The organism is Gimesia alba, assembly GCF_007744675.1.
In the GTDB taxonomy this organism is placed as follows: domain Bacteria; phylum Planctomycetota; class Planctomycetia; order Planctomycetales; family Planctomycetaceae; genus Gimesia; species Gimesia alba.
The window spans coordinates 4,772,147-4,784,463 of record NZ_CP036269.1 but is presented as its reverse complement, the minus strand read 5'-3'; the positions used below and the strand labels follow the sequence as shown (position 1 = coordinate 4,784,463).

8 protein-coding genes are annotated in these 12,317 nt (G+C 53.6%); 3 read left to right on the top strand and 5 right to left on the bottom strand.

Annotated elements, in window-relative coordinates:
- Positions 1-2: 2 nt before the first annotated feature.
- Positions 3-1,148, bottom strand: a complete 1,146-nt coding sequence (locus Pan241w_RS17820) for a serine hydrolase domain-containing protein (RefSeq protein WP_145218459.1) — start codon at positions 1,146-1,148, stop codon at positions 3-5.
- Positions 1,149-1,673: 525 nt separating this feature from the next.
- Here Pan241w_RS17820 and Pan241w_RS17815 point away from each other — a divergent pair.
- The 3 genes from Pan241w_RS17815 to Pan241w_RS17805 all read left to right on the top strand — a co-directional run bounded on the left by Pan241w_RS17815 (position 1,674) and on the right by Pan241w_RS17805 (position 4,349).
- The gene (locus Pan241w_RS17815) at positions 1,674-2,381 is read left to right on the top strand and encodes a metallophosphoesterase (RefSeq protein ID WP_197999997.1); all 708 of its coding nucleotides are present in this window, start codon (positions 1,674-1,676) and stop codon (positions 2,379-2,381) included.
- Between the two features lie 176 nt (positions 2,382-2,557).
- Positions 2,558-3,277 (top strand): hypothetical protein, encoded by a 720-nt coding sequence (locus tag Pan241w_RS17810; protein ID WP_145218455.1) that lies wholly within the window; start codon positions 2,558-2,560, stop codon positions 3,275-3,277.
- Positions 3,278-3,434: 157 nt separating this feature from the next.
- Complete coding sequence (locus tag Pan241w_RS17805) at positions 3,435-4,349, top strand: peptidyl-alpha-hydroxyglycine alpha-amidating lyase family protein (protein WP_145218453.1); 915 nt, start codon at positions 3,435-3,437, stop codon at positions 4,347-4,349.
- A 43-nt stretch (positions 4,350-4,392) separates the two neighbouring features.
- On the opposite strand, the gene Pan241w_RS17800 is transcribed toward Pan241w_RS17805, so the two are convergent.
- From Pan241w_RS17800 to Pan241w_RS17785, 4 genes are all read right to left on the bottom strand, one after another.
- Positions 4,393-6,762 (bottom strand): dienelactone hydrolase family protein, encoded by a 2,370-nt coding sequence (locus tag Pan241w_RS17800; protein ID WP_145218451.1) that lies wholly within the window; start codon positions 6,760-6,762, stop codon positions 4,393-4,395.
- Between the two features lie 86 nt (positions 6,763-6,848).
- A complete protein-coding gene (locus tag Pan241w_RS17795) occupies positions 6,849-9,461 on the bottom strand; it encodes a PVC-type heme-binding CxxCH protein (RefSeq protein WP_145218448.1) in 2,613 nt (870 codons plus the stop codon).
- A gap of 171 nt (positions 9,462-9,632) precedes the next feature.
- Positions 9,633-11,087, bottom strand: a complete 1,455-nt coding sequence (locus Pan241w_RS17790; RefSeq protein ID WP_145218446.1) for a DUF1501 domain-containing protein — start codon at positions 11,085-11,087, stop codon at positions 9,633-9,635.
- Positions 11,088-11,242: 155 nt separating this feature from the next.
- The gene (locus Pan241w_RS17785; RefSeq protein WP_145218444.1) at positions 11,243-12,106 is read right to left on the bottom strand and encodes an alpha/beta fold hydrolase; all 864 of its coding nucleotides are present in this window, start codon (positions 12,104-12,106) and stop codon (positions 11,243-11,245) included.
- Between the last annotated feature and the right edge of the window lie 211 nt (positions 12,107-12,317).

The window sequence follows — 12,317 nt, the reverse complement described above, 5'->3', positions numbered from 1 at the left end:
ACTTACTTCTCTGTCGTCAGAATCGTGGTGACCTGTTTGAAGAGTGCGGAAACCGGATTTCTGTCTGATTTGAAATCGATCGACTTCGTGCACCAGATGGTGACGGTGAGGTCTTTGTCCGGGTGATAGCCGGCGGTGCCGTACAGGCCGGCGAAACTGGGGGCCTGGGTGAGCCAGCCCTGATTGACAAGAATGCCCTGGGCGTAGTAGCGGTCTTTGGTCCAGATCTTCATTCCAGCTGTGTGCGGTGCGAGCATGGCCTGGAAGGATTCCGGTTTGAGACGTTGACCCTGACCAACGGCGCGGAAGCCGGCGAGCGTGTCGCGGAGTGTCGTATACTGGACGGCACCGCGGGCCAGTGTCCAGGACGGATTCCAGAAGGTGGCGTCTTCGTACTGTCCCCGCTCGTCAGAATAGGTATGCAGGACGGGTGAAGCGATCCGAGGTGTGCCTGGCGCGGCAGTCTGCTGCATACCGAACGGAGTCAGGACGCGTTCCTGCATCAATGTGCCGAACGGTTTTCCTGCGGCGCGTTCCAGTGCGAGACCCAGGATCACGAAGTTGGTGTGCGCATAATTCCAATCGCTGCCTGGTTTGAATTTCGGTTTTTCCGTGAAAGCCAACTTGATTAGTTCCTCCGGCGTCCATTGATAGAACGGGTTGGCGTAGAATTGTTTCTGAAACGTCTCCATCGGCATGAAGTCTGGGTAACCGGCGGTGCCGTTAATGAGCATTTCGAGTGTGACGGCCTGCGCTGCGGGCAGTTGAGGCAGCCACTTACCGACCGGGTCGTCGGCGCGGACGATGCCCGCATCGACAAGCTGATAGAACAGATTCGCCATGTAGGCCACCGCGATGTTGCCGTTGCGAAAGTGTATGTCGGCTGTAGCGGGCACACCCGTCATCGATTCTCCTTCCGCCAGGATCAACAGTTCCTTACCTTCTACTGTGATCCCCAGCAGAACCGCCTGCAATTTTTCCCGGGCCATCGTATCTGAGACGAGTTTGCGAATTTCGGGGAGTTTTGACTGGTAGTCTCTCGATTCGGCTGAGATTCTTCCCGGGACGGCAAAAACCAGAGCCAGGCTTAGGGTAAGCATCCAGCAGTGTGAAGTAGCAGCACGGGGAGAATTCACTGAAATCGTCATAATGTTTTCCTGTCAGATGGATTGTGGAACGGTTTCTTCAGCAAATGAAACGTAATACATCATTTTACGGATCTGGTCGATTCGCCCGCTTTCAGTCCGTTGGTGGTGAAACTCATAGTAAATTCATCCGAACAAACTGATTTTACAGAAAATTCAATGTTGCCATATATCAACGTCTAGCATCGTGCAGGCTGTCAGTGCTATTCAGGTTTTGCCAGTTTTGATATGCAAGGAAGACGTTGGCAACACATGAGGAACCACATCACCGGCCCCAATTCGAATCTTGACTTTTACAATTATGTCAGTTACTTTGAGATTCAAAGCCTTTCACTTCTCAGTTCGCTTCTGAAAAAGGTAAGTATTTCTTTAAGGACCAGCTGAATGAGAAGATTACCTCAGTCACAATTGAACTAATAAAATGAAATCACGTGTCTGACAATTTGAGACCGTTTGCGATGTGAGCTTCATTTGAGCCTGAGCGTTTTTACTTAATCAATGTTCCACTTTCAATCAGGAGCAGATGCATTGTTAGCTGGTCCGCTGGAAATTGGTTTTCACGCGCCGTTACATATTCGTGAGGAACGGATTTCATCGAGTTCCCATGCATGTCGTTTGGTGTATGTAAGCGATCTCCACTTGCGTGCCAGTAGATCCGGCCATATTGCGAAACAAGTAATTGATGCTGTGCGCAGCTGCGATGCGAATGCGGTACTCCTCGGTGGCGATTTGGTGGATAACGCTTCAGAACTGGATCGCTTGAGTGTGCTGGTCGAGGAGCTTACCCGTTTTGGGCCGGTGCTGGCGGTCGGAGGAAATCACGATAGCCGTGTCGGCACCAGTCAGGTATGCGATGCTGTACTGAAGGGCGGTGGTGCTTGGATTCACAATGACAGCATGAATCTTCAGCACCGCTCTCGTTTGATTTCGATATGTGGTCCCGACTTCGCTGCCCAGCTAACTGGCGACGTACGAGTGCTCTGCGCTCATAACCCGCGGATTTGGAAAACCACACGCCGCGCCGGTTATGATCTTGTTCTCGCCGGACACCTGCATGGGTGTCAGTTCGTTGCGTTCGAATTCCGCGACCGCTTATTTCCGGGAGCAGTATTCTACCCGTATAATTACCTGAGTCATCAATCTGGCGCAACGCGCCTGGTTGTGAGCCGCGGTATCAGCGATTTGGTGCCGATTCGTTGGCGGTGTCCTCGCGAAGTGGTTCTGTGTTATGTCTGACCTGGATATAGGGAGAAAAAAAAACCATGGTTTCTCCGATCAACAGAGCTACCGAAAAGATCAAGACGCAGTCCGGCTGTATTGGTGCGAGCTTGGCCACCGTTGTCAGTATTTTGCGTGGGTTGAGATTGTTCGTTTCCCACCGGCCGAGAACTCCACTACGTGTTCTTTGTCTGATGGCATTTGATACCGTCTGCGTGCTGCGGTATTCAAGGCGTCTCTCCTCAGAGAAGTTACAGAATCTGGCAGCTCTGATTGATTTCGGTGCTTGTGCGAATGACTTGTTTGACGAGAAGGGATTTTCCCGTGAGGAATATCAGACAACCCGCCGGCTACTTGAGAGTGCTGAAATCAGTGGGATGGTTGATGAGTACCTGGGCAAGTTGCGTCGTCTTGAGGATCGACGTCCAACACTCAATGGTGACGATCAGGTATATCATCTGGCTCAAACATATCGAGAATCCGTGATTCGACTCTCATTAGGTACGATCGCCGCGACCGCTTTAGGAAACTTGACAATCGAGGACGGCATCCAGGCGACATACTATCAGGAAGATCTCAAAACGCTTTTCCGGATCGTGATGCTCTGCCAGATCATCGACGATATTTTCGACTTCGCGAAAGACAAAGAGGACGGACTGCCTGGTTTTCTAACAGCCCATGCGTCGCCGTATCAGGCTTTAAGGCTGACATCCGATGCAGCGCGGTACTATGCAGACCGGCGTGGTTTGCCATCCTCTCCACACATGTTTCCGTTTCGCATAGCAATGTTAGGTATTTCAGTAATTGCAAATGTGGCAATCATGTACGGTTACTGCCGATTGAAGTGGTATGCATTTAGAAACTGGTCGACATGGATCAAGGAATGGCACGCGTCTACCGATACCCACTCCTGATTGGAGAACAGTTTGTTTCTTCATCTGTCATACAGATTTGTATCCCGGGAACAGTCTCGACAGTTCGAATCACGCTGAGTAGACTGAATGAATCGAAACAGGCATGCTTGATTGCCCGGCACGATGGTTTATATCCAGACCAGTAGGAGAGTCCCGTATGAATCTGCATCGTATCTGTCGCGTCTTTGTGTTCATGATCGCTATTATGATGCTTGTGACAGAGCATTCCACAGCCGGTGACAAAATCGAATTTGAACCCGTAGCCAGTGCGATCCAACTACCGAAAGGTCTCACTCTGGGGCCTTGTTCGGCTGTGGATTTTGACAGCCAGGGGCGGATGTATCTCTTTCATCGGGGCAAGCAGCCGATTCTCTGTTTTGATCGGGATGGCAAGTTCATTCGCTCCTGGGGGGATAAACTGATCGGTCAGGCACATGGGCTTCGCGTTGATCGGCATGATAATATCTGGGTCACCGACATCGGCAACCACATGGTGTTTCAGTTCAGCCCGCAGGGAAAGCTGTTGCTGGCGCTGGGAAAAGCAGGCAAACCGGGAAATACGATCGACCAGTTCAACAAGCCGACCGATGTCGCGTTTGGGTCTGAGGGAGAATTTTATGTGTCAGACGGGTACGGCAACAGTCGTGTGATGAAGTTCGCTGCGAACGGAAAATATCTCGGCCAATGGGGAGAACCGGGTAAAGGACCGGGGCAGTTCAATCTGCCGCACTCGATTATCATCGATGACAAAGGCCGCGTGCTGGTTGGCGATCGCGAGAATGACCGGGTGCAGATCTTCGACAGGGAAGGCAAACTGCTGGAAGTCTGGCCTGGTTTTGCGCCGTATGGGATGGAATATGATGCTCAAGGCAGACTGTTCGTAGCGGACGGTCGAGCGAACAAAGTACTGCAGGTTAATCCGGCGGGTAAGGTGGTTCATTCATGGGGCAAGAAAGGGGATGGCTTGGGGGAATATAACCTGCCCCATATGCTGGCCTTCGATGCGGACGGGAATCTTTACATTGCAGAAATCGGCGGCCGTCGGCTGCAAACGTTGCAGCGGAAACCATGATCTTCGTTTCCATTCGATTCAGGATCATACTAAAGGTCGGAGATCAGTCTGCTTCTTTCGGAGCGGGCCAGTTGAGGTGCTTTTGCAGGAAGTCGTAAGAACCCTGTTCGTGAATTGCATGCGGGCCTTTGATGAATTCAATTTCTGCCCGGTCGCCGATGCCCAGTTGTGCCTGGTACAGAAACCGGACCTTGGCATATTCCTGGGCAACCCGGTCATCGGGTTCGACGCCATCAAAGTGTCCGCGTTCCACCATGAAAGGACGTGGGCAGATGAGGGCCGCCATCTCGGCATAGTTGAAGGTACTGCCCAGATTCCATTCGAAGATTTCATACTCTCCCTTATTCGCGTAGCTGTAACGCAGCGAGCGTTTGTCGGTGGCCGCGTTCTTCCAGACCCATTCTCCGAAATCGGCCGAGCAGATGGACAAAGCATAGTTCTTCACCAGCGGGGGAATCCGCATGGCTGACTTGCCGCCGTAGGAAATTCCGTAAAAACCAATTCGCTTTTTATCGACAAACGGCTGTTTCGAGAGCCAGTCAGTGATCTGCTGATGTTGCGGGACCGCGATGGAAAATAGAGTGCGTCCAATCGACTGCGATTTGAACTGCAGTGTGCGAAAGCGATCGAACAGAATGTACGGATTCTGGGGAGCAAAGGTGATGAAGCCCCGTTCCGCCAGATGGGTCGAGAACGATTTGTAGGCGCGGTATTTCTCTTCGCCGACAGTGTGCTGCGGACGTCCTTCCAGTCCGTGCTGGCAGACGACGACGGGCCGTTGTTCAGAGCCGTCCAGTTTCATGTCTTTGGGTAGCGTCAGAATGCCATACGCGGTGACATCTGGGAACACATCCAGTTCGACTTCGTAGCTGACCGTTTTGGGGCCGACCTGATACTTCCGTGTCCGGGCATTGTCGGGCAGAAGTTTCAGATCAAATGCGCCGATGACTTCATCGCGAAAGATTTTGCGATACGGCTCAACCGATTTCTCAAAATTCGCCAGCGAATCCGTTTTGAGGTCTTTCATGAAGTCGATGCGACTTTCATAGGCCAATTGCAGGAGACGTTGATTATGTCTGAGAATCTCCGCCAACTGATCCGCGTGCCGCTGGTCGGCTTGCTCGCGCGATTTGAGATCCAGAGACTTTGATGCCGATGCCAGAGACGCGTCCGCGTCCAGGCTCTGAATCAACGCGGCGAGTGTTGCCTGTGAGACAGGCTGTTGGGATTCCACCAGTTCGAGTGTGGGGGCCTGGGGTTTGAGAGCGGCGACAAACTCACGGGCCTGGGCGAATTCTGTTTTGACTTCTTTTTTATCGGGCGTCAGTAATCGCCCCGGCTTGCCTTTCAGCGCGGTATAGCCATCCTGTTTGACTTCCAGTTCGCCACTGGCGGTGGTGCGAAAACCATATTTCGGATAGGTTCCTGCCTCAATAATTAAAGTCCGTGGTGCGACAAGGCTGGCGATTTCCGCATCGCCGAATGACTTGAGCAGGCCAAACACATTTCGATCGGCGGGCTCTTCCCAGAGCAACTCTCGCGGACCGAAATAGCCGCAGACGGCGGCACTGTCGATGCGAGGATCAAGGGCGGCCGCGTAGAGTGCCAGTCGGCCGCCTTCACCCCAGCCAATTACACCGACCGGACGATTTTCATCGCCGCTGGTCTGTTTTAATATACTGACGCCTGCCATGATTTTCTGCGTTTCGTAACCGGCGAGGGTGCGGCCCAGCTCAAACGCAGGGCGATGGGCCCACTCACGATTGCTCATTTTCCATTGATTGTTCTCGCGATTGATCAGCGTCGGGATCAGTACGCGAAAACCGGAACGTACCAACTGTTGCGCATAAGCATCGGTAGGATTCTTTGCAGAGACCAGATCTTCCGGCACCTGGTCGGCTTCCGGGACGGCGATGATGTCTCCTCGGATTTTCCCCTCAGGCACCAGTAACAGACCGGCGCCGTTGAGATCGTCCAGCACAGGCCAGCTGACTTCGTAAATCATGAAGTCTTTCGAGGGCTGAGCAGCTGCATCACCGATGTAGGAGATGCGTCCAGTGACAAGCGGATCGGTGAGACCCAGCATCGCGGAAAGTTCCTGTTGTTGTTTGGCGATCGATTTGGCATAAGCTTCGGGGGAGGAGAGATCCCGGTTCCAGTTTTGAGGACGTTCAATGGCTGCCTGTGCAATCTGTTTCAGCAGAAACCGATCTATGCCGGCAATCATTTTCGCACTGAGATCGCTGGTGTCAGTTAAACGCTGTGACTGCGGCAGAGGGCTTTGATCGAGAGCCGGTTTCAGAACGGCCCAGGGAGGGGCTGCCGGTTTTTCAGCTGCGTTTGCTTGAGCCAGTATCAGGCTGACTGTGAACGTGACGAAAGCAGTCATGCGGAGTGTGGTCGATATTTTCATGATGGATTCCAGGATGAAGTTGATTTCCGATCAAGCGTGCCAGCAGATGATTCGACGATGGTTTCAGGTTTGCGAGAAACTTCCCATCATTTCTGACGTGAATTACTTTCCAGGAAGGCGATTAAATCTTTTAATTCACGGTCGGTTAAAGTATGGACCAGGCCGTTTGGCATGAAGGAAACCGGCGATTCGATCATCTCCTCCACGTCGCTACGGTCAAAAGTGCGGTTTTGCCCATTGGCATCACGGATGGTCTCTTTCACGTAGGACCGCAGTCGAATTCCGGTGAAGGTGCGACCATCGTTGAGAATGATCGTACGAGGCTGGTACTCCGGTGCCATCTCCCAACTTGGCTCGAGGATGGATTTCAACAGCCAGGTTCGGTCCTGTTTGTTGCCCAGGCTACTTAAGTCGGGACCGACGACATTTCCGCGACCGCCGTGACGATGGCAGTGAGAACAGTTCGCCAGGCGGCCATGATGAAAGATTCGACGACCACTCTCCGGGTCCGCAGGAACCGATACTGCTTCCAGCGCCTGTAACCAGGCCTCTGTATCGGTCAGGGCAGGGCGTCCCGTGCTGAGTGATTTGGGGTTCAATGCAGCTGCAATCAGATCCTTCGATTCGGGGTACTGACGGGCCAGACCTTTCAGAGTCTGCACCTGTTGTGGCGTATGTTGAAGGGAGCGAAGGCAACGTAAGGCTTCTTCGCGCACGGCACGTTCTTTGTCGCCCGCTAACTTTAATAAGAGCTCGGTATTTTGTTCGGCCAAGGTCGCCAGTCCGGCGACGGCTTCAGCACGCAGCTTCGCGCTTTGCCTGGGATCGGCGGCGATTTTGGCAAGAATCTTTTGAGAAACGATGGGATTGCCAGCCAGCGTGCGGACCACTTCCAGTGAAAGTGTCTCATCGTTGACGGCCAGAAGTTGCTGGAGTATTTCCAGCGTGAGCCCTTTGGGAAAGTTTTTGACCGGCTGCGCACCTGGTTTGGGTGCAGAACGGGACTGCGTGGGCAGCAGTCGGAGTGCATAAGCCCTGATGCGGGGTGCACTTTTCGCATCCAGAACTTTCGCTAACAGCATGTCCGGGTTGCGAATGCCTGCCTCGGGTTTTCCCTGCAACGTATTCAAGGTGGCGATGGCGGCTTCGAACCGGCGGTAGTCGAGATCACTTTGCGATAATTTCGCTTCCACTTCCGGCAGAAATGCTTTCAATCCATAGTCGGAAATCCAGCGCAGCGTCTCGAACTGCACGTCCGGGTTTTGGTCCGCCAGAAACAGCGGGACCCATTTTTCTGGGTCCGCCTTCGCAAGTTTCAGCGCCATCACGGCCTGAATCCGCTTCGCTGCCGACCAGCCGGCGACTTCTTTCGGCGTCCATGTGGAGGCTTCGCGTGCCAGCGCCTGCAAGGCAGACTGCGCAAGAAACGGATCTTGATCTTGGGTGAACTCGAATAACTCTTGCAGCGGATATGTCGTATCGCCGCTACGCAGGTGAGCTGCCAGCTGAGCTTTCTTCGTGGGTGGTTCCAGATCCAGCTTGCCGACCCAGTCTGCTTTTTCCAGGTCGATTTCCAGCTTCCACACGCGGCCATAGCCGTGTGCCTGATATCGACCATCGACCCAGTCGCAGAGATAATAGATGCGTTTTTGTTTTTCGGCGGTCGGATCTTCGGCAATGCAACTGGGGCGGAAGTAGCGCCCGCCTTTGACCAACGTAATGGGCTTGGATGTAAAGCTGGCTCCCTTGGGAGTGAGCGGGAAAAAGTCAATGCGATGATCGCTCCAAGACGGGACGAGTAATCCGCGTCCCAGCGGCAGGATTCCACAGGGGGCTTCTCCGGATGGATGAATCATGGGGAGGCTGCCGCGCAATTCGCCATTCCAAGCGACGAAGGGATGATGTGCCTCCGAACCATAGCTGCGCTCGTAACCGTAGTCGCCACCTTCCACGATATGCAGGACGCGACAGGGGGGACGTTCGCCGGGATCGTTTTCGGCAGCGAAGATTTCCCCATCGGCGCGAACGCAAATTCCGAACGGGTTCCAGAAACCTTCGGCAATGCGTCTTAATTGTTTGCCGTCGGCGGTGCAACGGAAGATGCCCCCTTCGCCGGCTCCCTTGACGGTTTTTCCATCTGTTCCCGTCAGTGTCCACGGCTTGGCAAAGTTCTCGCCGAGTGCGAAGACCAGGTTCCCCTTTGTGTCCCACGCCAGACCTTCCAGACCGTTATGCGGGTAATCGGCTTCACTCTTCAGGACGGCGATGTTCTCTTCGACGTCGGCCTTGCCGTCGCCATTCGTATCTTTGATTCGCAAAATACGGTCGCGCTCGGCCAGATAGACCCAGCCATCCGGTCCTAGTTCCAGGTCCATTGTGGCGTCGGTGGCATTATAAAAGACCTGTCGTTTCTGGGCGCGCCCCTCTTTGTTCAGATCAGAAAAGATCAAAATTTCATCATGCTCCGGGCCAACATAATCATCGGGACGAAAATGCGTGTGCGTGGCGACGGCCCAGATGCGGCCTTGTTCGTCCACATCGATTCCCGTCGGAGTTGCCAGTTCAGGATGTTCGGCGACGAGTGTCAGTTTCACCCCGGGTTGCAACGCTTTGACCTGCGGTTCCCGTTCTGCTGCGGGTAGCGAACTGATGGCGAAAATCCAGCCGAGGGCCAGAGAGCAGATTGTAAAATGATTCATAGGTGTTTCTCTTGTTGGTTTGTCTGATTTGAGAGCGGTAGTTAACTATCTGTGGTTGCTGTTTTGAACTCTGATTCGATCATACCGCGCGGTTGAGGGAGGGGAAAGTCGAGGTCGAGAAGATCTCCCTGATTTCCAAGTCTGGGGTTTCTTTGATACTGTGCTGACCCATCAAAACACTTCGGCTATCGGGTGACCGCCGTCCGTGAATTCGATCGGTAGGCCGTCCGGTCTGCGGATGCGTGCTGCCGTGTCGATGCCGAGCTTGCGATAGATCGTTTCTGCGTAATCGTAGGGCGTGTAGAGCCGGTCGGTGACATCACCACCCTCTTTGTTGGTAGCACCAATCAGTTGACCGCCCGGAACACCGGCACCCGCCAGCGCGACCGACATCGCGCGTCCCCAGTGATCACGGCCGCCCCATTTATTGACGCGCGGGGTGCGCCCCATTTCGGTGATGAAGCAAACGAGTGTGTCTTCGAGTAAGCCGCGGGCATGCATGTCTTCAATCAGCGCGCTGAAGGAACGGTCGAGACTGGGCATCATCACCGGATGAGGTAAGCCGAAGCGTTCCTGGTTGCCATTCCCTTGCGGGCCGCCACAAGGGCCGTTCTGATAGATGCCCTCGTGGTGATCCCAATTCAGGAACACCCCCTTGGGTTGACCGTAGCCGGGCCGGTTGACGTGCTCCGGCGGTTGAATGACGGTCACACTCACAAATCGCACGCCCGCTTCTATTAGCTTGCGTCCCAATAGATAACAACAGCCGCGATGGTCGCGTCCATAACGGTCGCGTGTTATTTCACTTTCTGTTGAGAGATTGAGCGAAGCCTGTACGCGGGGACTGGTTAACAGATCGACGGCGTTCTCATAGTAGGCTTGCAACGTTTCGGCAGATTCGGTTTTCGCAACAGCCGACCGATCTAACTGTGCGAGCAGCTCACGCCGTTGGTTGAACCGCTCCGTGCTTAATTTCGGGTTTAACTGTAATGATTTCACTTCCCAGGTCGGGTCCGCCAGATTCTCTCCCAGGTTTTTGGTTCCCAGTTTCCACGGTGCCCGGCTGGCGGGCAGAAAACCGGTGCTGGTCACATGATTGGGCATGTTGATGCCGGGACAGAAAATGTAACCCGGAAGTTGCCGGCAGTCTGTTCCAATTTGATCGGTGACGACCGAGCCGATGTCGGGAAAGTCAAACGAGGAATCAAAGCGGTAGCCTTTGAAAAACTCCTGACATCCTTCTTTGTGGCCGGCCACGCGGGCCGAGGTCATCGAACGGATCACGGATAACTTGTCCGCCTGCTGTGCGGTCATCGGCATCAGAGACGAAAAATTGATGCCGGGCACGTTCGTGGCGATTGACTTAAACGGCGTGCGATGATCATAGGGGGCCTCCGGTTTGGGGTCCCAGGTATCCATCTGGCTGATGCCACCTTCTTCATAGACGACCAGTACCCGTTTGGCCTGCCCTGGTGTTCTGGATTCGCTTTTGGCGACCGCTTCCAGAGACAGCATCTCGGCCAGACCCACGCTCATCATGCCGGCCGAAACGGACTGCAGCAATCGGCGACGGAGGGGGTCTGTCTTCCCGTGGTTTGTCGCGTGCGAAAGATTGCGTTTCTTCAACAAATCTGCCCCTCACAATCTGCGTTCGGTAAGAATACTGTCTCAACGAGACGGAAACTGGCCCGGACCTGCTAATTACTTAAGGTTGTTTATAACACAGATGGTTAAAAGATCAATACATAAGTGGCTGTTAATGTGTTGTGATAGGGAGATTTCTATGAATTGCAGTAGGTCAGAAATCCGCGGACCGCGGTGAGATAGGCTTCCGGTTCATCGTCGGCAATGGAATGAGAACTGTTGGCGAAGATTTTCAAGTGGGCGCGGGGAATCTTCTCTGCGATGAGTTCGGAATGTTGCGGGGGACAGATCCAGTCGTGAGCGCCTCCCAGCACCAGGGTCGGGCAGGTGATGGAAGAGAGCTGTTCGATGAAGTCGAACGTGCGCAGAAAATTGCTGAATCCGATATTAAGCTGCTCGAAGTTGCGGATGCCGCGGGGCCAGCTCTTTTCCAGCTTCTCCAGGTCGAATTTGGTGGAGTACATCGGCCCCATTGCTTTGTAATATTCGTAAACCTGCTGTTGCGACTCAAAAGTCCCGTTCCAAAGCCACTGACAGACACGTTGCTGTTCGGGAGTGCCACGTTCTGTGACGATCCGCTTTGCGTCTTCCAGAAAACGATAACTGGGTGTCGTTGCAACGAGAATCAGATTCGCGATGCGCTCGGGATAACGAATGGCATAACCCTGGGCTACCATGCCTCCGTAGGAAGAACCGAGGACCGAAATGCGTTCCAACCCGAGGTGCTCGCGCAACGCGTCAACGTCATCGATGTTCTGGTCGAGCGTGTACGTCTCTGGATCAGCGGGGGCACTGCGGCCTGATCCGCGGTGATCCACATAAACCAGTTGTGCGGTATCGCGGAGCGGCGCGGAATTCGATTTAAAGCTGGAGTGATCGCTGCCCGGGCCCCCGTGTAACAGAAACAAAACGGGCCGTTCAACCATTTGGTCCACTTCGGGAACCAGCCCCATGCCATCGACATCGAAATAGATCTCGGCTCCGTTAATTTTGGCCCGCATGATGTTTTGCCCTGTGCTTAATTTGGATCTGATTGAATTCGGTTCGTTGTTTTTCGCAGTTTGTCTGACAGGACTACCTTACCGAATCCTGCGGGAACGGATCAAGGATCAGATTCAATGTCGTAAAATGGTGAATTTTATTGAAGTCTTCCCTCTTTTTTTGTTTAAATTCGAGATCTAAAAAACAGTCTGTTAAAAATGAATCTCATGT

Bases quoted from the DNA above. Each gene is read 5' to 3' on its own strand.
- Pan241w_RS17820 (WP_145218459.1), bottom strand. From the start codon at position 1,148: ATGACGATTTCAGTGAATTCTCCCCGTGCTGCTACTTCACACTGCTGG.
- Pan241w_RS17810 (WP_145218455.1), top strand. From the start codon at position 2,558: ATGGCATTTGATACCGTCTGCGTGCTGCGGTATTCAAGGCGTCTCTCC.
- Pan241w_RS17805 (WP_145218453.1), top strand. From the start codon at position 3,435: ATGAATCTGCATCGTATCTGTCGCGTCTTTGTGTTCATGATCGCTATT.
- Pan241w_RS17800 (WP_145218451.1), bottom strand. From the start codon at position 6,762: ATGAAAATATCGACCACACTCCGCATGACTGCTTTCGTCACGTTCACA.
- Pan241w_RS17795 (WP_145218448.1), bottom strand. From the start codon at position 9,461: ATGAATCATTTTACAATCTGCTCTCTGGCCCTCGGCTGGATTTTCGCC.
- Pan241w_RS17785 (WP_145218444.1), bottom strand. From the start codon at position 12,106: ATGCGGGCCAAAATTAACGGAGCCGAGATCTATTTCGATGTCGATGGC.